The 19,400-nt window shown below is 72.5% G+C and carries 18 protein-coding genes; 11 read left to right on the forward strand and 7 right to left on the reverse strand.

All coding sequences use genetic code 11. The features are described from left to right. Positions 1–19: 19 nt before the first annotated feature. From AB0I79_RS17165 to AB0I79_RS17175, 3 genes are read left to right on the forward strand one after another with little or no spacing between them, the layout of a single operon-like run. A complete protein-coding gene (locus AB0I79_RS17165; RefSeq protein WP_357873378.1) occupies positions 20–940 on the forward strand; it encodes a LysR substrate-binding domain-containing protein in 921 nt (306 codons plus the stop codon). Beyond that, positions 937–1,794: a serine hydrolase gene (locus AB0I79_RS17170; protein WP_357873381.1), complete on the forward strand. Its 858-nt coding sequence runs from the start codon at positions 937–939 to the stop codon at positions 1,792–1,794. The genes AB0I79_RS17165 and AB0I79_RS17170 overlap by 4 nt, the downstream gene beginning before the upstream one ends. A 58-nt stretch (positions 1,795–1,852) precedes the next feature. Next, positions 1,853–3,814, forward strand: coding sequence for an acetoacetate--CoA ligase (locus AB0I79_RS17175; protein WP_357873384.1), 1,962 nt, complete (start codon positions 1,853–1,855; stop codon positions 3,812–3,814). On the opposite strand, the gene AB0I79_RS17180 is transcribed toward AB0I79_RS17175, so the two are convergent. Beyond that, positions 3,804–5,489 carry a zinc-binding dehydrogenase gene (locus AB0I79_RS17180; protein WP_357873387.1) on the reverse strand — a complete coding sequence of 562 codons (1,686 nt, stop codon included), beginning with the start codon at positions 5,487–5,489 and terminating at the stop codon, positions 3,804–3,806. The genes AB0I79_RS17175 and AB0I79_RS17180 overlap by 11 nt on opposite strands. A gap of 108 nt (positions 5,490–5,597) precedes the next feature. On the opposite strand from AB0I79_RS17180, the gene AB0I79_RS17185 reads away from it, so the two are divergent. Beyond that, a complete protein-coding gene (locus AB0I79_RS17185; RefSeq protein WP_357873390.1) occupies positions 5,598–6,557 on the forward strand; it encodes an AraC family transcriptional regulator in 960 nt (319 codons plus the stop codon). Positions 6,558–6,560: 3 nt separating this feature from the next. Here AB0I79_RS17185 and AB0I79_RS17190 read toward each other — a convergent pair whose 3' ends face one another. Together AB0I79_RS17190 and AB0I79_RS17195 are read right to left on the reverse strand one after the other, a co-directional pair. Next, positions 6,561–7,220, reverse strand: a complete 660-nt coding sequence (locus AB0I79_RS17190; protein WP_357873393.1) for a response regulator transcription factor — start codon at positions 7,218–7,220, stop codon at positions 6,561–6,563. Beyond that, the gene (locus tag AB0I79_RS17195) at positions 7,217–8,557 is read right to left on the reverse strand and encodes a sensor histidine kinase (protein ID WP_357873396.1); all 1,341 of its coding nucleotides are present in this window, start codon (positions 8,555–8,557) and stop codon (positions 7,217–7,219) included. The genes AB0I79_RS17190 and AB0I79_RS17195 overlap by 4 nt, the downstream gene beginning before the upstream one ends. A 137-nt stretch (positions 8,558–8,694) precedes the next feature. Here AB0I79_RS17195 and AB0I79_RS17200 point away from each other — a divergent pair, with 137 nt between their 5' ends. The 4 genes from AB0I79_RS17200 to AB0I79_RS17215 all read left to right on the forward strand — a co-directional run bounded on the left by AB0I79_RS17200 (position 8,695) and on the right by AB0I79_RS17215 (position 12,721). Beyond that, positions 8,695–9,612, forward strand: coding sequence for an ATP-binding cassette domain-containing protein (locus tag AB0I79_RS17200; protein WP_357873399.1), 918 nt, complete (start codon positions 8,695–8,697; stop codon positions 9,610–9,612). Then, a complete protein-coding gene (locus tag AB0I79_RS17205; protein WP_357873402.1) occupies positions 9,609–11,135 on the forward strand; it encodes an ABC transporter permease subunit in 1,527 nt (508 codons plus the stop codon). The genes AB0I79_RS17200 and AB0I79_RS17205 overlap by 4 nt, the downstream gene beginning before the upstream one ends. Beyond that, on the forward strand, positions 11,132–11,908 hold the full coding sequence (locus tag AB0I79_RS17210; protein WP_357873404.1) for an ABC transporter permease: 777 nt from the start codon (positions 11,132–11,134) through the stop codon (positions 11,906–11,908). The genes AB0I79_RS17205 and AB0I79_RS17210 overlap by 4 nt, the downstream gene beginning before the upstream one ends. A gap of 117 nt (positions 11,909–12,025) precedes the next feature. Next, positions 12,026–12,721 carry a L,D-transpeptidase family protein gene (locus AB0I79_RS17215; RefSeq protein ID WP_357873407.1) on the forward strand — a complete coding sequence of 232 codons (696 nt, stop codon included), beginning with the start codon at positions 12,026–12,028 and terminating at the stop codon, positions 12,719–12,721. Positions 12,722–12,927: 206 nt separating this feature from the next. On the opposite strand, the gene AB0I79_RS17220 is transcribed toward AB0I79_RS17215, so the two are convergent. The 4 genes from AB0I79_RS17220 to AB0I79_RS17235 form a co-directional block, all read right to left on the reverse strand. Further along, positions 12,928–14,502, reverse strand: coding sequence for an NADH-ubiquinone oxidoreductase-F iron-sulfur binding region domain-containing protein (locus tag AB0I79_RS17220; RefSeq protein WP_357874269.1), 1,575 nt, complete (start codon positions 14,500–14,502; stop codon positions 12,928–12,930). Positions 14,503–14,572: 70 nt separating this feature from the next. Then, the gene (locus AB0I79_RS17225) at positions 14,573–15,412 is read right to left on the reverse strand and encodes a hypothetical protein (protein ID WP_357873410.1); all 840 of its coding nucleotides are present in this window, start codon (positions 15,410–15,412) and stop codon (positions 14,573–14,575) included. Positions 15,413–15,482: 70 nt separating this feature from the next. Beyond that, positions 15,483–16,979 (reverse strand): DUF1996 domain-containing protein, encoded by a 1,497-nt coding sequence (locus AB0I79_RS17230; protein WP_357873413.1) that lies wholly within the window; start codon positions 16,977–16,979, stop codon positions 15,483–15,485. Beyond that, entirely contained in the window at positions 16,976–17,599 is a 624-nt protein-coding gene (locus tag AB0I79_RS17235; RefSeq protein ID WP_357873416.1) for a DUF4142 domain-containing protein, read from the reverse strand. Before AB0I79_RS17235 ends, AB0I79_RS17230 begins: the two co-directional genes overlap by 4 nt. Positions 17,600–17,731: 132 nt before the next feature. Between AB0I79_RS17235 and AB0I79_RS17240 the strand changes: the two genes are divergently transcribed. The 3 genes from AB0I79_RS17240 (at position 17,732) to AB0I79_RS17250 (ending at position 19,375) form a co-directional block, all read left to right on the forward strand. Continuing rightward, positions 17,732–18,286 (forward strand): sigma-70 family RNA polymerase sigma factor, encoded by a 555-nt coding sequence (locus AB0I79_RS17240; RefSeq protein WP_206067967.1) that lies wholly within the window; start codon positions 17,732–17,734, stop codon positions 18,284–18,286. Further along, positions 18,286–18,486: a zf-HC2 domain-containing protein gene (locus tag AB0I79_RS17245; RefSeq protein WP_357873419.1), complete on the forward strand. Its 201-nt coding sequence runs from the start codon at positions 18,286–18,288 to the stop codon at positions 18,484–18,486. Before AB0I79_RS17240 ends, AB0I79_RS17245 begins: the two co-directional genes overlap by 1 nt. An 85-nt stretch (positions 18,487–18,571) precedes the next feature. Further along, positions 18,572–19,375 carry a tryptophan 2,3-dioxygenase family protein gene (locus AB0I79_RS17250; RefSeq protein ID WP_357873422.1) on the forward strand — a complete coding sequence of 268 codons (804 nt, stop codon included), beginning with the start codon at positions 18,572–18,574 and terminating at the stop codon, positions 19,373–19,375. Positions 19,376–19,400: the final 25 nt, after the last annotated feature.

Genomic DNA, 19,400 nt, shown 5'->3' on the forward strand with positions numbered 1-19,400 from the left:
CTGGATATAGTTGCTGCTCATGGACCTAGTCCGACATCTCCGCTACTTCATCGTGGTGGCGGAGGAGCTGCACTTCGGCAACGCCGCCATCCGGCTCGGCATGGCCCAGCCGCCCCTCAGCCAGCGCATCAAGCGGCTGGAGGAGGAGCTCGGCGTGCGGCTGTTCGACCGGTCCGCCCGCCAGGTCCGGCTCACCGAGCCGGGCCGGCTGCTGCTGGGCGAGGCCCGCGAGATCGTCGGCCGGGTGGACCGGCTGCACGAGCTGGCCAGGCAGGGCGGCCGGGGCACGGTGCTGAAGGTGGGGGTGCCGCCCGACCTGGCCGCGACGGTGCTGGCCGCCCTGGTCGCGGCCTTCCGCGAGAGCAGCCCCGAGGTGCGCCTCGCGCCCGCCGAGGTCTGGACCGCCGACCAGGTGACGGCGCTGGCCGAGGGCACGATCGACGTCGGCCTCGTCCGCCATCCCGTGACCGCGCCCGGCCTGACGTTCGGCCAGGTGCTGGTGCAGGCGCAGGGCGTGCTGCTGGCCGAGGGCGACCCGCTGGCGAGCGTCGGCGAGGTGCACCTGGCCGACCTGGCGGGGCGCGAGCTGCTGATGCCGCCCAAGGAGGGCGAGCCGGGCTGGCGCGCCGAGGTGCTCGCCGAGTGCCGCCGCCAGGGCTTCGTGCCCGCGCAGGTGCACGAAGGCGCCGGGCTCGGGCTGGTGCTGGCGGGGGCGGCGGTGGCGTTCGGGCCGAGGACGGAGCTGCCGGGGCTGGCCTGGCGGCCGCTGCTAGGCTCGCCGATCACGAGCCGGGTCTCCACCGCCTGGCGCGCGGCCACGCCTGCGGTCGGCGACTTCTCGGCCGCGGCCGTACGTACGTTGAAGGAGAGCGCCGGGATGACCCACGAAGGCGCCGCACCCGTGCGGCGGGTCAGCCGCAGGCCGGGGATGCTGGCATGAGCGCGCCGGCCTTCGACCAGCTGTTCCGGGCCGCCGGGGTCACCGGCTGGCTGTACGCGGCCGACGTCGACACCGGGCACGACCTCGGGCACGGCGCCGACGAGCCGATGCCCACGGCCTCGATGTTCAAGGTGCCGCTGCTGGTGGCGCTGTGCCGGCAGGCCGACGCCGGGCTGCTCGACCTGACCGAGCGGGTCACCGTGACGGCGGCCGACCGGGTGTCCGGGCCGACCGGGATCTCCTCGATGCTCGACGACGTGACGATCTCGCTGCGCGACCTGGCGTACCTGATGATCGCGCTGAGCGACAACACCGCGGCCGACAAGCTGCTGGGCAGGGTGGGGTTCGACGCGATCAACACCATGCTGGAGGCGTTCGGGCTGAAGGAGACCCGGGTGGCGCAGGGCTCGGGGGAGATGCTCGGCAGCATGGACGTGGACACCGGGCACGCGTGGCCGTTCGTGGATCCCGACGACATCGCCCGGCTCAGCGTGCTGGACCCCGCGCGGACCAACCGCAGCACCGCGCGGGAGATGGCCAGGCTGTTCGGGATGATCTGGCGCGACGAGGTCGCCTCCGCGCCGTCGTGCGCGTGGATGCGGGGCGTGCTCAACATGCAGGTGTGGCCGCACCGCATGGCCTCGGGTTTCCCGTACGACGACGTGGCCGTCAGCGGCAAGACGGGCACGATGCCGACGCTGCGCTGCGAGACGGGCGTCGTCGAGTACCCCGACGGCGGCCGGTACGCGGTGTCGGTCTTCACCCGCTCCTTCGGCACCGCGCTCATCCAGCCGCGCGCCGACGCGGTGATCGGCACGGCCGCGCGTATGGCGGTGGACCACCTACGGAGGTAGCAAGTTATGGGGAAGGCCGGGTATGACTTTCCCCCGTACGGGCGACAGGATGAGGCATATGGTTGCTGAGGGCGAGCTTCTCTGGGAGCCGAGCGAAGAGATCGTCGAGTCCGCCAGGCTGACCCACTACCTGCGATGGCTGGGCCGGCCCGTCGACTACGAGGACGCGTGGCGGTGGTCCGTCGATCGGCCCGCGGAGTTCTGGACGTCGGTCTGGGACTACTTCGAGGTGATCGGCGATCGGGGTGACGGGCCCGTGCTCTCGGGGACGATGCCCGGCGCCACGTGGTTCGCCGGCAGCTCGCTCAACTACGCCGAGAACGCGCTGCGGCGCACCGACGAGGGCATCGCCCTCGTCTTCGTCTCCGAGGACGGCGGCCGGCAGGAGCTGACCTGGGCCGGGCTGCGCGAGGAGGTCGCCAGGGTGCGCACCGGGCTGCTGCGGCTCGGCGTCGGGCGCGGCGACCGGGTGGCCGCCTACCTGCCCAACATCCCGCAGGCCCTGATCGCCTGCCTGGCCACCGCCTCGCTGGGCGCGATCTGGTCGGCCGGCTCGCCCGACTTCGGCGTGCCGAGCATCGTCGACCGGTTCAAGCAGATCGAGCCCAAGGTGCTCATCGCCGTGGACGGCTACCACTACAACGGCAAGAGCTACGACCGCTCGGCCGCGGTCAACGAGATCGCCGCCGAGCTGCCCACGCTGCGGGCGACCGTGTGGATCCCGTACCTGGCGGCGGCCGAGGAGGGCCGCGCGCCGCAGCAGGCCGAGCCCGCCCCCGGGCGCACCAGCCAGGTGCCGCACGGCGAGGTGATCGGCTGGGAGGGGCTGCGGGCGGAGGAGGGGCCGCTGGAGTTCGAGCGGGTGCCGTTCGACCACCCGCTGTGGATCCTCTACTCCAGCGGCACGACCGGGCTGCCCAAGCCGATCGTGCACGGGCACGGCGGCGTGGTGCTCGAACACCTCAAGTCGCTCGCCTTCCACCAGGACCTGGGCGAGGGCGATGTGTTCTTCTGGTACACCACCACGGGCTGGATGATGTGGAACTACCTCATCGGCGCCCTGCTGGTGGGGGCCACGCCCGTGCTGTACGACGGGTCGGCCACCCACCCGTCGCCCGCCGCGCTGTGGCGGATCGCCGACACGGAGGGCGTGACGTACTTCGGGGTCGGGGCGCCGTACATCATGGCCTCGCTGAAGGCCGGCATCCATCCCGAGGGGCTGGAGCGGCTGCGCGGCGTCGGCTCCACCGGGTCGCCGCTGCCGCCGGAGGGGTTCGCCTGGGTGGCCGCCGAGCTGCCCGGGGTGCCGATCGGGTCGTTCTCCGGGGGGACCGACGTGTGCACGGGGTTCGTGGGGGCCACCATGCTGCACCCGATCAGGGCGGGGATCATCCCGTGCCGGTCGCTGGGGGCGCGGGTGGAGTCGTACGACGCCCTGGGCAAGGCGGTCGTCGGCGAGGTGGGGGAGCTGGTGCTGAGCCTGCCAATGCCGTCGATGCCGGTCATGTTCTGGAACGACCCCGGGGGCGAGCGGTACACCGAGAGTTACTTCGACGTCTATCCCGGGGTGTGGCGGCACGGCGACTGGATCAAGATCAACGAGGACGGGAGCTGCGTGATCTACGGGCGCTCCGACTCGACGCTCAACCGCGGCGGCGTGCGGATGGGCACCAGCGAGTTCTACCGGGTCGTCGAGCGGTTCGAGGAGATCGCGGACAGCCTGGTGATCGACACGGGCCAGCTCGGGCAGGAGGGACGGCTGCTGCTCTACGTGACGCTCATCGAGGGCGCCGAGCTGACCGAGGCCCTGGAGCGGGGGCTGTGCGAGGCGCTGCGCAGGGAGCTGTCGCCCCGGCACGTGCCGAACGAGATCCGCGTCGTCCCCGGCATCCCGCGGACGTTGTCCGGCAAGAAGCTCGAGGTGCCGGTACGCAAGATCCTGCTCGGCACGCCCGTCGAGGACGCGGCCAATCCCGACGCCATGGCCAACCCCGAGGTGTTGCGCCACTTCACCCCATGAGGATGGTGATTTTTCCGCGGAGGTCGCCTGCCTCGGCTCGCCGGTGGAGCTGGGCGAGCTCCGTCAGCGGGTGTGACTCCGCGATCTCGACCGTGAGCGCGCCGTCGTCGATCAGGGCGGCGAGGGCGGCCAGCTCGCCCGGGTCGTAGCGCATCACGAAGTGGCCGTCGCCCCCGGCGATCGAGACGGTCGTACGGGCCTGCCCGGCCGCTTCGCCGGCTGGGACGGTCGTGCGGGTATGCCCGGCCGGCTCGTGCGCGGCCGGGATCAGGTTCAGGAGCACGTCCACGTCGGCGGGCAGCGGTGTCGTGGTGTAGTCGATCACGTCGTCGGCCCCGAGCCGCCGGACCGCGGCGGCGCTGCGCGGGCTCGCGGTGGCGGTCACGTGCGCGCCGGCCAGCTTGGCGAGCTGCACGGCGAACATGCCCACCCCGCCGCCCGCGCCGTTGACCAGCACCCGCTGACCCGGCGTGACGCGGGCGTGCTCGTGGACCGCCTGCCAGGCGGTGAGCCCGGCCACGGGGACGGCGGCGGCGTCGGCGAGCGGGATGCTCCGCGGGGCCTTGGCCAGAACGTCCGCCGGGGCCACGACGTACTCCGCCGCCGCTCCGTCCACCATCCCGAACACCCGGTCCCCTGGCTCCAGGCCGCCGACACCCGCGCCCGTCTCGACGACCGTGCCCGAGACGTCCCAGCCGAGGGTGTGCGGCAGGCTCGCCCGGAACACCTCGGGCAGCAGCCCGGAGCGCAGCCCGATCTCCGAGGGGTTGAACGAGGTCGCGGCCACCTCCAGGAGCACCTCCCCGGGGCCGGGGCGGGGGATCGCCACCTCGTCGGCGCGGATCACGGAAGCGTCCCCGAACTCGTGGATCCGCGCCGCCCGCATCGCGGAAGCCGCCTGCGGGGCGGCGCTGAAGGCGGCGGCGTGTTCCCGTACCCACTCGCGGAACGGGCTCGCCGGAGCCTTCGTGACCTCCTCGACCGCGGACGTGACCGGCACCGGCCGGCTCACCAGCTCCGCCTGGGCCCGCAGCACCTCCTCCACCGCGCCGGGCGGCCAGCCCCCGGCCAGCAGGGCGGCGCGGGCCTGCTCGGGCGCCAGTTCCTCCCACCGCACCGGAAGCCCGGTGACCTCGGAGACGATCCGCACCTGGTCCGCCTGGGAGAGCGTCTCGGGCCCGGTCAGGGCGTAGGCCGCGCCGTGGTGCCCGGCGTCCAGCAGCGCCCGTACGGCCACGGCCGCGATGTCCCGTTCGTGCACCACCGGCATGCCCGCCGCCCCGTACGCCGCCCGCACCACGCCCGCCCGCACCTGCCGGGCCCACCGCAGCGCGTTCGCCGCGAAGGCGTGCGGGCGCAGGAAGGTCCACTCGCCGGCCGCCTCCTCGACCAGCCGCTCGACCTCGCGCTCCCACCCGCGCCGCGCGGCGGAGGACAGGTAGACCACGCGCCGTCCCGCCAGCGCCCGCAGCACCTCCCGCGCGCCGTCGGCGGTGGCGAACGGCCAGATCAGCAACACCGACGTCACCCCGTCCAGCGGCGGCAAGGTCGCCGGGTCCCGCAGGTCGCCGTCCCTGCCGCTCAGGGTCACCACCTCGGCCCCGGCCTCGCGCAGCAGCGCCACCGCGTGCCGCCCCACCGTGCCGGTCGCCCCGGTCACCAGAATCCGTCCCACTCTCGTTCTCCTCTCGTCGCACACCACCGTAGGGAGGGCTGGAGAGATGGCCAATGCGTTCAGGTCTTCCATTCATACGTCAGCGTCTTCCGCGCTAGAGTTCCCGGTATGGACGTGCTCAGCGACGTGATCGCCGTCATGCGGACCGGCCGGCCCCGTTCTGCCCGGATCGAGTGGCGCGCGCCCTGGGGCCAGCGGTTCCCGGCGGCGCCGGGGTCGGCCGGGTTCCAGGTGGTCCTGCGCGGGGCCACGTGGCTGCTGCCGCCCGACGGGCCGCCGGTCGCGCTGTCCGCGGGTGACGTCGTGTTCTTCCCGCGCGGGCACGGCTACGCCATGGCCGACAGCCCGTCCACACCGGTGGCCGAGCCGCACTGCGACCCGTACACCGACGAGGCCGGCCTGTTCGCCTCGGCCTCGATGGAGGGGCAGGGCGCGGCCACGGTGCTGCTGTGCGGCGGCTACCGGCTCGATCCCACCCGGGCGCACCCGCTCCTGCGCGACCTGCCCGACCTCATCCACCTGCCGGCGGTGCCCGGCCTGCACTCCGAGGTGCGCGCCGCCGTCGAGCTGCTGGGCGCCGAGATCCACCGCCCTGGGCTGGGCGCCGACACGGTCGTGTCGTCCCTGCTCGACATGCTGCTGCTGTACATCCTGCGGGCCTGGTTCGCGGCCGAGCACGGGCACTGCGAGGTCACCGGCTGGGCCGCGGCGCTGGCCGACCCGGCCGTCAGCGCGGCGCTCGACGCCATGCACCGCGACCCGGCCCACCCGTGGACCGTGGCCGACCTGGGCACGCGGGCGGGGCTGTCGCGGGCGGCGTTCGCGCGCCGGTTCGCCGAGCTCGTGGGGCAGCCGCCGCTGGCCTACCTGACCTGGTGGCGCCTGTCGAGCGCCGGCCGCCTGCTGCGGGAGACCGACGCGCCGCTGAGCGAGATCGCCGCCAGGGTGGGTTACGGCTCGGAGTTCGCCTTCGCCAACGCCTTCAAACGGGAGTACGGCGTGGCGCCCGGCAAGTACCGCCGCACGGCCTGCCCGGCCCGGCCGGAGGAGGCCGCCCTCACCCGCTGAGCCTCAGCCGCGTTCGCCGGGGACGACCAGGCCCGACTCGTACGCGGTGACGACGGCCTGGGTCCTGTCGCGCAGGCCGAGCTTGTTCAGCACGCGGCTCACGTGGGTCTTGACCGTCTCCTCCGTGACCACCAGCCGGTCGGCGATCTCGAGATTCGACAGGCCCTCGGCCACCAGCCGCAGGACCTGCGTCTCGCGCGGGGTGAGCGCCGACAGGGCCGCGCCGGACCGGCCCCGCGCGGGGGTCAGGCGGGCGAACTCGCCGATCAGGCGGCGGGTGACGGCCGGGGCCAGCAGCGCGTCACCGGCGGCGATCACGCGGACCGCGTCGAAGAGGCGCTCGGCCGTGACGTCCTTGAGCAGGAAGCCGCTGGCGCCCGCGCGCAGGGCGTCGTAGACGTACTCGTCGAGGTCGAACGTCGTCAGGATGAGCACCCGCGGCCCCTCGGGGCCCGCCACCAGCCTGGTGGCCTCGATGCCGCTCATGCCCGGCATGCGCACGTCCATGAGCACGACGTCGGGGGACAGCTCGCGGCACATCCGCACCGCCTCGGCCCCGTCGGGGGCGGTGCCGACGACCTCGAAGTCCGGCTGGGTGTCGAGCAGCTCGGCGAACCCCGTACGGACGACCAGGTGATCGTCGGCGATGACGACCCGGATCACGAGGCGTCCCTGCCGGGAAGCCGCGCCTCGACCAGGAAACCGCCGCCGGGCGCGGGCCCCGTGCGCAGCTCGCCACCGGCCGCCGCCGCCCGCTCCCGCATGCCGGACAGCCCGTGCCCGCCGGCCCCCTCCGCGGGGCCAGGGCCGTTGTCGCGGACGAGGAGGCGCAGGGTGTCGCCGGTGTAGTCGAGCTCCACGTCCACCGCCGCCCCCGGCGCGTGGCGGCGGGCGTTGGTGAGTGCCTCCTGGACGATCCGGTACGCGGCCAGCTCCACGCCGGGATCGAGCTCCACCGGCGCGCCGCGCAGGATCAGCCGGGTGCTGGTGCCCGACGCCTCGCGGGACTCGTCGAGCAGCTCGTTCAGCTCGTCCAGGCGCAGGCCGGGCTGCGGGCGCCAGGTCGTCGCCGCCTCCGCGTCCTCGCGCAGGACACCGAGCAGCCGGCGCATCTCCGTCAGCGCCGCCCTGGCGGTGTCGCCGATCGCCAGCAGCCGCTCCGCGCCCGCCGCGGGCATGCCGGGGACGGCCAGCCGGGCGGTCTCGGCCTGCACGGCGACCATGGAGATGTGGTGGGCGACCACGTCGTGCAGCTCCCTGGCGATGCGGGCGCGCTCGCCGCGGGCCGTGTGCTCCAGCAGGCTGTCGGCGATGACCTGCCGGGCGGCCGTGTCGGCCCTGGCCTGGTGGCGGGCGCGGCGGGCGATCCCGGCCAGCGCCGCGGCCGGGGCCAGGCAGCCGAGCAGCAGCGTGAGCAGGCGTACCGAACCCCCGGACCGGGCGGCCGCCTCCGCCACCACCGCCAGCAGGGGGAACGGCGCGGTGAGCGCCACGGCGCGCCACGGCGGCCCGCCGAACCGGTAGGCCGCGACGAGCTGGACCGCCAGCCCGGCGGGGGTGAAGGTGTGGAAGGCCGTGATCGACAGCAGGCTCGCGCCCGTGACCAGGAGCCCGGCGGTGCCGGGCTGGTTCCACAGGAGAGCCGGCGGGAGCGTGGTGGCCAGCGCGAGCAGCGGGAAGAGAATGGTCGGCGGGACCGGTTCCGGGCGCCCGTCCGGCGGGAGCCGCGTCCCGGGCTCGATGCCGGCCGGGCCGCGCGCCATGTCGGCCGGGACGGCTTCGGTGTTCGAGAAGACCAGGCCCGGGCCGTGCTCCGCCTGCGCGATGGCCTGGGCCACGCCGGCCAGCGCCAGCAGCGCGATGAGCACGACCGGCGCGTACCGGGCCGTGGCGATCCGCCGAGCGGCACTCGCCCACGCCCCTGGCGGCCGGGACGCGCCCGTCCCGAGCCGCCTGTACGGCCCCGGCCCCGCCGCCCGCCGGTCGTACGCTCGCTCCACGGACCCCATTGTTTCCCCGCCACCCCCCGCATGACATCCCTCCCAGGAGGGACGGCCCCTCCCGGGCACGAGTGATCCCGAGGATCGCTCCCCGGCGTGACGACCACCCCGGGCGCCGCTACCTAGTGTGCCTGGACATGGAAGCAACCATCGAAGTCGCCGGGCTGCGCAAGCGGTTCGGCCGGACGACGGCGCTGGACGGGATGACGTTCACGGTGCTGCCGGGCCGGGTGACCGGGTTCGTCGGGCCGAACGGCGCGGGCAAGTCCACGACGATGCGCGTGGTGCTCGGCCTGGACGCGCCCGACGAGGGGCGCGCGCTGGTGGGCGGCAGGCCGTACCGGAGCCTGCGCCGCCCGCTGAGCCACGTCGGCGCGCTGCTCGACGCGGGCGCGCTGCAGCCGAGCCGCACGGCCCGCAACCACCTGCTGTGGCTGGCCCACTCGCAGGGGCTGGGGGCGCGGCGCGTGGACGAGGTGCTGGCGCAGGTGGGGCTCGCGGCGGCGGCGCGGCGCAGGGCCGGGGGGTTCTCGCTGGGCATGCGGCAGCGGCTGGGGATCGCCGCCGCCCTGCTCGGCGACCCGCCGGTGCTCATGCTGGACGAGCCGTTCAACGGGCTGGACCCGGAGGGCATCGTGTGGATCCGCGGGTTCCTGCGGTCGCTGGCCGCCGAGGGGCGCGCGGTGCTGGTCTCCAGCCATCTGATGAGCGAGCTGGAGGACACCGCCGGCCATCTCGTGGTGGCGGGGCGCGGCCGGGTGGTCGCGGACGTCGCGGTGTCCGAGCTGATCGCCTCGGCGTCCCAGGACCGGGTGACGCTCCGCACCACGTCCCGGTCGGCAGCCATGGCGGCGCTGGCCGGGGCCGGGGCGACGGTGGCCGTCAGCGAGCGGGACACGGTGGTCGTCTCCGGCATGCCCGCCGAGGAGGTGGTGCGGCTGCTCGGCGCCTGCCAGGTGCCGTTCTCGGAGGTGAGCGCGCACCGGGCGACGCTGGAGGAGGCGTACCTGGAGCTGACGAGGGACGCCGTGGAGTTCAAGGGGGCGGCGCGATGAGCTTCCGCCACGTGCTGCTCGCGGAGTGGACCAAGCTCAGGACGGTACGCGGCTGGGTGGCCGGGCTGGTGGCCGTCTGCCTCACCGTGGTCGGGCTGGGCATGCTCTTCGCCACCGGCAGCCACTCCTCGTGCAGCAATGGCCCGGTCGAGGTGCCCTGCCCGGAGCCGGTGCTGGGCCCCGGCGGCACGGCGGTCGTCGACCGCTTCTACTTCGTCAGCATGCCGCTGGACGGCAACGGCAGCATCACCGCCCGGGTGAACTCCATGACCGGCCAGATCCGCCTGCCCGACGCGACCCCCGGCGTCCGGAACGTCGTCGCCGGCGTCGTGCCGTGGGCGAAGGCCGGCCTCATGGTCAAGGAGAGCACCGAGCAGGGGGCCGCGTACGCCGCGGTCATGGTCACCGGCGCCCACGGCGTGCGCATGCAGCACGACTTCACCGAGGACGTGGCGGGCGGCGCGCAGGGCGTGTCGCCCGGATCGCCGCGCTGGCTGCGCCTGAGCCGCGACAACGACACGATCACCGGCGAGGAGTCACCGGACGGGAAGCGGTGGACCAGGGTCGGCACGGCCCGGCTGGACGGGCTGCCCGCCAAGGTGCGCATCGGCCTGTTCGCCGCCTCGCCCCCGGACGTGCGGGTGGAGAGCAACCCGCTCGGCGGCACGGCCTCGGCCGGGCGCTTCACCGAGGTCACCGCGCTCGTGGACCAGGTCGGCGTGGCCGGCGCGACCGCCGGCGGCGCGTGGAGCAGGGACGACATCGGGGTCGACCTCAACATCGACGGCACGCCGCACCATCCCGGCGGCCTCGTCAGGAACGGCGACACGTTCGCCATCACCGGGACGGGCGACATCGCCCCCAACACGACCGAGGGCACCATCGAGCGGACGCTGACCGGCGCGCTGATCGCGCTCGTCGTGGTCATCGTGGTGGCGGTGCTGTTCGTCACCGCGGAGTACCGGCGCGGCCTGATCCGCACGACGCTGCTGGCAGGCCCGCGGCGCGGCCGGACGCTGGTGGCCAAGGCCGTGGTGGTGGGCGCGGCCACGTTCGCGGCCGGGCTGGTGGGGGCCGCCGTCACGGTGCCGCTCGCGGTGCGCGTCCTGCGCGGGAACAGGATCTTCACGCTGCCGGTGAGCACGCTCACGGAGGTGCGGGTGATCGCGGGCGCCGCGGGCGTGCTCGCCGTGTCCGCCGTGCTCGCCCTGGCGCTGGGCGCCCTGTTCCGGCGCAGCGCGCCGGCGGTCATCGCGGCGATCGTGGTGCTCGTGGTCCCGTACGTGCTGGGCACCGCGTCCATCCTGCCCGACGAGGTGTCGCGCTGGCTGCTGCGGCTCACCCCGGCCGCCGGGTTCGCGATCCAGCAGAGCGTGCCGGAGTACGAGCACGTGATCTCGCACTACGTGCCCGCGATGGGGTACTTCCCGCTGCCGCCGTGGGGCGGGTTCGCGGTGCTGTGCGGGTACGCGGCGCTCGCGCTCGGCCTGGCCGTCCGCCGCCTGAACGGGAGGGACGCGTGAGGCGGGAACTGCACGCCGAGTGGACCAAGCTGCGCACGGTGGCCGGGCCGGGCCGGCTGCTGCTCGGGATCGTGGTGCTGACCGTGGCGGGCAGCGCCGCCGCGGCCGGTGCGATGGAGTGCCCGTCGGCGGGCTGCGGCCAGGACGCCACCCGGATCGGCCTGTTCGGGGTGCAGCTCGGCCAGGGGCTGGTGGCGCTGCTGGCCGTGCTGGCGGTGTGCGGGGAGTACAGCACGGGGATGATCCGCACCAGCCTGACGGCGATGCCGCGCCGGATGACCGCGCTGGCCGCCAGGACCGCCCTGCTCGCCGGGCTGACGTCGGTGGCGGGGGCGCTCGGCGTGCTCGGCTCCCTGCTGGTGGCGCGGCTGCTGCTGCCCGGCAACGGCTTCACGCCCGAGCACGGCTACCCGCCGCTGTCGCTCGCCGACGGGCCCACGCTGCGGGCGGCGGCCGGGTCCGTGCTCTACCTGGTGCTGATCGCCGTGCTGAGCGCGGGCGTGGCGACGGCCGTACGGGACTCGGCGGTGGCGGCGGGGGCCGTGCTCGGGCTGATCTACCTCTTCCCGATGGTCGTCCTGATGATCAGGAACGAGGACGTGCAGCGCCTGCTCTGGCGGCTGTCGCCGATGAACGCCGGGCTGGCCGTCCAGGCCACCACGAGCCTGCCCGCCATGCCCATCGGCGCGTGGGCGGGGCTCGGCGTGGCCGCGGCCTGGGCCGTGGCGGCGCTGGCGTGCGGCGGGCTGCTGCTGCGCGCACGTGACGCCTAAATACGAAATAACCGGTTTTGGCGGGATCCGGATATTAGCCGGGGCTTTGCTTGATAAAAGCCATGAATTCTCGGCGGTGCGGGTAGGCGTTGATTTATGAGGATAAAGCTTCAAAGAATGGCCGCCCTTGGTGTCGCCGCCGCCGTCTGCGTGATCCCGGCCCCCGCTTCCGCCGACCACACGGACCAGGCCGGCCAGGTGGCGGGGGTCGTGCTGCGGCCGGGAGACCGGGGAGAGGCCGTCAAGCTGCTGCAGGCGAAGCTGCACCGCGGCCGCTACTACTTCGGGAAGATCAACGGCGTCTACGACGACCAGACCAAGATGGCCGTCTGGGCGCTGCAGAAGCACCGCAGGTTGATGCCGCAGGGCGAGGTCGGGTCGCGGGTGTGGGCGGCGCTGGAGCGGCCGGCGCGCCACCGCCCGCTGGTGCCGGGCGGCGGCGCCGACCGGGTGGAGATCAGCCTGCGCGACCAGCTCCTGACCGTCTACCGCGATCGCAAACCGGCGCTGATCACGCACATCTCGTCCGGCGCCGAGGTGCGTTACTGCGAGGACGGCCACTGCGGCAACGCCATCACGCCGGTCGGCGACTTCCGCGTCTCCCGGCGGGCGCCGGGCTGGACGACGGGGCGGCTCGGGTCGATGTTCAACTCGCTGTACTTCGTGGGCGGCATCGCCATGCACGGCTCGACGAAGGTGCCGCTGCGCCCGGCCTCCCACGGCTGCGTACGCGTGCCGCTGACGACGTCCAAGCGGCTGTTCGAGATGGTGAAGATCGGTGAGCCCGTTTACGTGCGAGGCAAGATCATGTGACGTCGATTATTCATATATCAGCACCGTTTCTGAAATATCGGCAATTGTCGCCTTCGCGGCATATTGCACGCGGGAAAGCGTCCCGGTGGCGGAAGTGCGGCGGCGCGCGGAAAAGCCCGGCGGTCCGTGGCGTCTCCCCGGAGATCCTGGTGACCTCTCGCGAAGACGCGCGGGCGTTCCGCCGGGTTCGTCACACCCCCTCACGATCAGGCGCGCGCGATGCCGACGCGGGTGAGCCGCGGCACGCTCTCTCCTGCCTTCTTCATCACTCCGTCCTTGACGAGCCGCAGCGGCCTGCCCGCGGGCTTGGGCTCGCCGCCGAGGTCCCCGCCGTTGGTCTGGGCCAGCCGCAGGGCCAGCGCCGGGCACATGTCGACCGCCCGCCGCGCCTCCTTGGCCATGAACCCCGGGATCTGGCGGAACGACGGGAAACCGTAGTCGTCCAGGTCCACGAACTCCGGCAGCAGGTGCGCGCACAGCCCGTGCCCCTGGCAGCGGGACCAGTCGACCTCCAGCCGGTACTCGGGCTCGGCCTCGCGCTCCGGCATCGGCAGCACCCCGAGTACGGGGCGGCCGCAGGAGCCCTGCTCCAGATGCTGGGCGATCTCGACCTCGAACGCGTCCAGGGCCGACAGCACGAACTTGGCCGTGCCGTCCGGGTGGAAGCACGCCCCGCGCCGCTCGACGCCGCGCACGCCGCGCCGTACCGCGTCGACCGAGCCGGTGCCCTCGACCAGCGCGTACATGGCCTTGGCGATGTCGGGCAGGCCGAGCCGGCACGGCCCGCACTGGCCAGCGGACTCCGCCGCCAGGTAGGCGGCGACCCTGGCGGCCTCGCCCAGGGCGCAGGTTGACTCGCCGAGCGGGACGATGATCCCGGCCCCGAGCGTGGCGCCGGCCTGCTTCATGCCCTCGCGCGAGATCACGGCCGTCTCGACGACGTCCGCCGACAGCCACGCGCCGTGGTAGCCGCCGATGAGCACGCCGTCGCCGATGTCCGCCTCGCACAAGCCGAGCACGTCCGACAGGTACGTCCCCGTGGGCGCCTCGATGACGGCGCCGTGGGCCGCGCCGCCGCTGACCGTGAGCAGGATCGTGCCGGGCTCCTTGGCGGTGCCGACCTCGGCGTACTTCTCCGGCCCGTACTCGGCGAGCAGCGCGAACTGCGCGTACGTCTCCGTGTTGGACAGCAGCGTCGGCAGCCCGTCCACGCCGCTCGTCGCGGCCCGCTTCTTCCTGCCCGGCGGGATGCCCTCCTCTCCGTTCACGGCCTTGACCAGCGCGCCACCCTCGCCGGAGATGAACCGCTCCTTGATCCCGACCACCCTGATCGGGACCCGGCTCTCGGCTCCGCCGGACACGTTGGCCGCGCGGCGCTCGTTCACGGCGGCGGTGACGGACGCCTCGGCGACCTCGCCACCGGCCGTGGCGACGACCACCTCGCGGGCGCCCAGCGCCTCGGCCGCCAGCACCGCGCCGTCCAGCACGAGATGCGGGTTGCGGGTGAGCAGCATGGCGTCCTTGGAGCTGGCCGGCTCGCCCTCGGCGCCGTTGACCAGCACGACGCACTCGCCGCCCGAGCGGGCCGCGTCGGCCACGGCGCGCAGCTTGCGGGCGAACGGGAACGCCGCGCCGCCCCGGCCGCGCATGTCCACCTCGTTGGCGTACGAGATGAGCTCGCCCAGCTCCCTGGGCTCCATGACGCCGTGGAGGGTGCGGTGGGCGGGCAGATCGAGGCGACGGCAGTGGTCCAGCCCGGCGGTCAGCCGGGCCGGACCCATGCGTAACACCCGTGGCACTCTGGCCGGAATCACGGTCGCTCCTTGACGGGTGCGGACGGGATCAGCCTGGTCATCCTGCCTCCCGGTATCTGCGGCGGGCCTCGGCGAGGCTGACGGGCGCCTTGACGGCTGTCGCCGCCGCTCCGGCCGCGACCGGAGCCTTCTGCTTGGCCTGCTGTGGCCGCTCCGACGGCACGCCCAGGGCGGCGGGAGCGGTCACCGCGGGCATGATGACCTTCTCGGGTACGACCGGCGGCCGGCGCACCGTCGCCAGCACGCGGACGATCAGCGCGCCGCCGACCGCCGCCATGCTGGCCACGTACGACCAGGCCACCCAGCCGGCCGGCGGGCGGCCGGCCGTCAGTCCGTGCATGATCCCGACGGGCCAGGCCAGGTACGCCGCGGAATGCATGATCCGCCACATCCACGGCCTGGTCCGCGTCGCGAACCGACCCCTGAGCATTCCCGTCACCACGGCCACGACCATCAGGTCGAAGGCCAGGGTGCCCAGCCCCACGTAGATCCCTGCGACCGGCACGACCGCCGCCCCCGGCGGCACGTGCCCGAGGCTGATCATGAGCGTGATGTGCGTGACCAGGTACGCCAGCCCGATGAGCGCGGTGGCCCGGTGAGCGAGCTGGGCCCTGACCCGGTTGGCCGGTGACAGGAAGACGCGTTCCGTGGTGAGCAGGCCGAGCGCGACGGTCGCGGTCAGCAGCACCAGGGCGAACACGCCCGCGTAGAACTCGAGGAAGCCGACCCCTCGGCCGAGCAGCGCGATCCCGCGTTCCGTCCTGGTCAGTGCGAACACTGTCAGCACGAGGGCCGCGATGGAGGCGCTCGCCCCCAGCCGGACGTTCCTGGTGTCCAGCAGAGTGGGGGCGTGCCTGGGGTGTCGTCTGTGGAGCATCTATTTCCCTCCAAGGTCGGGTGAGGGTGCGACTCGGAGAGCTGCGTTGCCTGTGAGGGCGACGTTCAGATCAGCAACGGCGGCCACGGTTGATGCATGAGACGACGAACTGCATCAGCCGGTCGGGCATCACGTTGGCGAAGTCACCGTGGTCGGTGACGGGGTTGTGCTTCTGCTCAGGGAAGGCGTCCACGGCGTACGAGGGACCTTGCGGCACGTTGTACGCCAGCGTCATGCGTAGCTGCGGAATCGCCCTGGTGCCCTGCGGGCAGGCACCACCCTGGTCAGGGAAGACCACGTGCGTGCGGTGATTGGCGCTGTCGGTGTTCTGACCGTCCCAGCAGCTGGGGAAGTCCAGAATACGGAGGACCTGGCTGCCGCGCGGGCAAAGCGTGTATTTGTCGGGACTTATGCGATTTTGGAATCCCGAGCAGCTCCAACCGGCCTTGGCGTTGGCCCCGCCGTTCGTGGCCGCCTTGGCGTCACCGGTGATGATCCGGATGAACCTCGGCATCGCGACCACCCGGGAGGCGGCGTTCCCGCGGAACTGGAGCGTCACGGCGCGCGGCCGCAGCACCTGGCCGACGTTGCCGTCAGGGTCGGTGGCGTTCGCGTCCGACCTGCGGTCCCTGAGTACCGGCCAGAAGTAGGTGGACTTGTCGCCCAGCCGGCAGGTCGTTCCGGCCGCCGCCAGGCTCTCGTCGGTGGAGAAGGCGTCCGTCGACAGGTTGCCCACGTAGTCGTGCAGGTGGTGCGCGCCGTTGCTCACGCCCGGGGCCACGATGAAGTTGTCGGGGTTGTTGTGGCCGTTGCGGTTGGTGCCGCACTGCGAGACGAACGTGCCGCGCGAGCCGTTCCTGCCGGCGCGGGCGTTGTTGTTCACCGGCGCGACCTGGCGGATGTCCACGAAGTCCTCGGGGAACGGGCCCAGGTCGGCGCACTCCTCCTCGGCGCCGCCCGTCCCGGTGGGCGAGGGCGAGGCCGAGCCGGTGGGCGACGGCTCGGCGGTGGACCCGCCGTCGTCGGGGTTCTGGGTCTGGCTGGGGCTCGGGGTGGGCGTGCGGGTGGGCTGGTTGCCGCCGCCGCGGCGGCGCCCGAAGGTCTCGGCGGTCTGCTCCGGCTCGGCCTCGGGGTTGCCGGCCTCCGGATCCTCCGGAGCGTCGGTCTCCGGCGGCTGCGCCGGGTCGAGCAGCGCGATGCCGCCGCCCTGGGGGGCCTGCTGCTCGTCCTCAGCCTGTCCGGTGCCCTGCTGGTCGCCCTGCTGGTCTTGTTGCTGTCCCTGCTGGTTCTGATCCTGTTGCTGGCCCTGGTCCTGGTCCTGTTGCCGGCCTTGGTCCTGCTGCTGGCCTTGGTCCTGGTTCTGGCCCTGGTCCTGCTGCTGGCCCTGATCCTGGTTCTGGTCCTGATCCGGCTGCTGGGTCTGGCTCGCCTGAGGTGACTGGGTGGCCTCCGCCGGATCGCAGTGGTCGGCCAGAACCGGGCCGACACCGATGACGGCCGCGGACACCAGGCCGCTCGCCACCACCGCCAGGGTGGTCACGGCCGCGGCCATGCGTCTGGATCTCATGATGTGTGTCTCCTCTTTTCAACCGCCAGTGCGACGGGTGGAGCGGGTGAGGGCGTCGGGGGTTCGGGCAACTGGCTGTGGTCGACCAGGCCGGTGGACTCCAGGTAGCCCATGTGGCGCATCACGTAGTTGATGCCTTCCTGGGCGAACTTCCTGATCTCGGAGTTGCGCGTCCCGGACCGTACGCCCGCCACGACGGTGAAGACCTTGCCGTGCGCGGCACGCAACAGGTTCGCGAAGTCCTTGTCGAAGGCCGGTCCGCTTTCGGCCGCGAGCTGGGCCATCCAGCTCTGCTGGTCGGCGTTGGGCTCGTCGGGCAGGGCCACGCCGAGCTTCTTCGCGGTCTGGCGCGTGATCAGGTCGAGCTCCATGTGCTCTTCCATGATCAATTTGCCGACTTCCTTCACGCGCTGGGACTCGGCGCGGGTCTGGGCGTACTCGCCGACGGGCATCTCCCAGAGGCCCGCCTGGCGTACCTTGACCAGCAGATCGCGGTCGGCGGCCGTGAGCGGCCCCGATGAGGTCTGCGTCCACTGGGCGGCCGCGGGATCGATCGCCGGCGGCATGACCAGCGCGATCGTCGCGGCAGCGGCTACGACGAAGCCGCCGAGCATGAACATCTCGCCGCGCAAAAGCCTGTGCATGGTCGGAGGTACGCGGGCGTCTCGGTCCAGGTTCACGCATGGCCGGGAATAGTTAGAAATGACTGGAGTTATCGGAGTGGCTACCGCTTGGATAACGAAGGTGTAAAGATGTGCCCCGTGCTAGGTCACCTCGACGGCAGGTTCGAGAGTGCGGATGCCGAGGCGGAGCACCGCATCGCGGTGCTTTACCAGGAGTTCGGCGGCCCTCTGCTGCGCCACGTACGCAAATCAACAGGTAACGACCTTCAGTGGGCTGAAGACGTCGTGCAGGAGACGATTGTCAGGGCCTGGCGGAACTCGGCAAGACTGCAATGGGAACCAAGCCTCATATGGGCGTGGCTGCTGACAGTGGCCCGTCGCATAGTCATTGATGGTCGTCGGCGGAAGAGCGTCCGGCCGCAGGAGGTCGAGCCGCCTGAAGTCGACATGATGTCGGTGCCCGATGGATCGGAGCGCGCCTTATCGGCGATGGTCGTCGCGGACGCGCTGCGGTCCCTGTCCGAAGAACACCGCGAAGTCATTGAGCAGACCTACCTCCGAGACCGTACGATAAGTGAAGCGGCGGAGATTCTGGGGATCCCGCCGGGCACGGTGAAGTCCCGGCTCTACTACGGGATCCGGGCTCTCCGCGAGCTGCTGCGGGACAAGGGGGTAGCCGGCTGATGCACGACGGGGTGGCCGCCTACGTCCTCGGCGTCCTCGATGAGGAGGAGTACGAGGCCTTCGAACGCCACCTCGACACGTGTGAGCAGTGCCAGGCGGAGCTGATTGAGCTCGCCGAGCTGCCGGAGCAGCTCGATGAGCTCAAGAACGACCCCTCCTCGACTTCCGGTGACGATCCACCCATGTCGATGTCACGTTGACGTCTGTCCCCTTTTCGGGTGGTATCGGGTAGGTAAGGCGTTGCGCCCGGCCCCGCGTGGCCGGGCGGTCAGGGGGAGGTGTTCGGTGGGCATCGACGGTGATGCTTCCGGTCCTCCGCGCCGGCAGTTCGGTGAGGAAGGCGGCCGGCTGTCGTACGGCGGCTACCTTCGTCTGCCCGAGCTCCTCGCCCAGCAGCAGCCGCAGTCGCGGGCCCCCGACGAGCTGCTCTTCATCACCATCCACCAGGTCTACGAGCTGTGGTTCAAGCTGCTGCTCCACGAGCTGGAGGGCGCTCGCGAGGCCATGTTCGCAGGAGAGCTGTGGAAGGCCAGGCACCTGTTCAAGCGGGTGCACGCGGTCGAGCGGGTGCTGATCGAGCAGGTCGAGGTCCTGGAGACGATGACGCCTCAGGACTTCATGGAGTTCCGCGCCAACCTGGCGCCCGCCAGCGGGTTCCAGTCGGTGCAGTTCCGCGAGCTGGAGTTCCTGTCCGGGCTGCGGGACGAGCGCTATCTCGGCTCGTTCCGTCACGCCTCCGACGAGGAGCTGGCCAGGCTGCGCCGCAGGCTCGCCGAGCCCACGCTGTGGGATGCTTATCTGACAGCCCTCTCCCAGCGTGGCCTGCCGGTCTCGGACGACGAGATCATGACTTCGCTGCTGGCCGTGGCGAGAAACCGCGGGTCCTACGACGACCTGTGGCAACTGGCCGAAGACCTGCTGACGCACGACGAGACCGCCGCGTTGTGGCGGATGCGCCATGTCCAGATGGTCGAACGCCAGATCGGCACCAAGTCGGGCACAGGCGGCTCGACGGGTGCCCCCTACCTGCGCGGTAGGACACGCCTGCACTACTTCCCACTGCTGTGGGAACTTAGGGCCTGGCTATGAACACGTTGGCAAACCCTCACAAAGG

This window comes from Nonomuraea sp. NPDC050202 (assembly GCF_040656115.1).
GTDB lineage: Bacteria > Actinomycetota > Actinomycetes > Streptosporangiales > Streptosporangiaceae > Nonomuraea.

Coding starts and splice junctions, on each gene's coding strand:
- AB0I79_RS17165 (WP_357873378.1), top strand. CDS start 20: ATGGACCTAGTCCGACATCTCCGCTACTTCATCGTGGTGGCGGAGGAG.
- AB0I79_RS17170 (WP_357873381.1), top strand. CDS start 937: ATGAGCGCGCCGGCCTTCGACCAGCTGTTCCGGGCCGCCGGGGTCACC.
- AB0I79_RS17175 (WP_357873384.1), top strand. CDS start 1,853: ATGGTTGCTGAGGGCGAGCTTCTCTGGGAGCCGAGCGAAGAGATCGTC.
- AB0I79_RS17185 (WP_357873390.1), top strand. CDS start 5,598: ATGGACGTGCTCAGCGACGTGATCGCCGTCATGCGGACCGGCCGGCCC.
- AB0I79_RS17200 (WP_357873399.1), top strand. CDS start 8,695: ATGGAAGCAACCATCGAAGTCGCCGGGCTGCGCAAGCGGTTCGGCCGG.
- AB0I79_RS17205 (WP_357873402.1), top strand. CDS start 9,609: ATGAGCTTCCGCCACGTGCTGCTCGCGGAGTGGACCAAGCTCAGGACG.
- AB0I79_RS17215 (WP_357873407.1), top strand. CDS start 12,026: ATGGCCGCCCTTGGTGTCGCCGCCGCCGTCTGCGTGATCCCGGCCCCC.
- AB0I79_RS17220 (WP_357874269.1), bottom strand. CDS start 14,502: ATGGGTCCGGCCCGGCTGACCGCCGGGCTGGACCACTGCCGTCGCCTC.
- AB0I79_RS17225 (WP_357873410.1), bottom strand. CDS start 15,412: ATGCTCCACAGACGACACCCCAGGCACGCCCCCACTCTGCTGGACACC.
- AB0I79_RS17230 (WP_357873413.1), bottom strand. CDS start 16,979: ATGAGATCCAGACGCATGGCCGCGGCCGTGACCACCCTGGCGGTGGTG.
- AB0I79_RS17235 (WP_357873416.1), bottom strand. CDS start 17,599: ATGTTCATGCTCGGCGGCTTCGTCGTAGCCGCTGCCGCGACGATCGCG.
- AB0I79_RS17240 (WP_206067967.1), top strand. CDS start 17,732: ATGTGCCCCGTGCTAGGTCACCTCGACGGCAGGTTCGAGAGTGCGGAT.
- AB0I79_RS17245 (WP_357873419.1), top strand. CDS start 18,286: ATGCACGACGGGGTGGCCGCCTACGTCCTCGGCGTCCTCGATGAGGAG.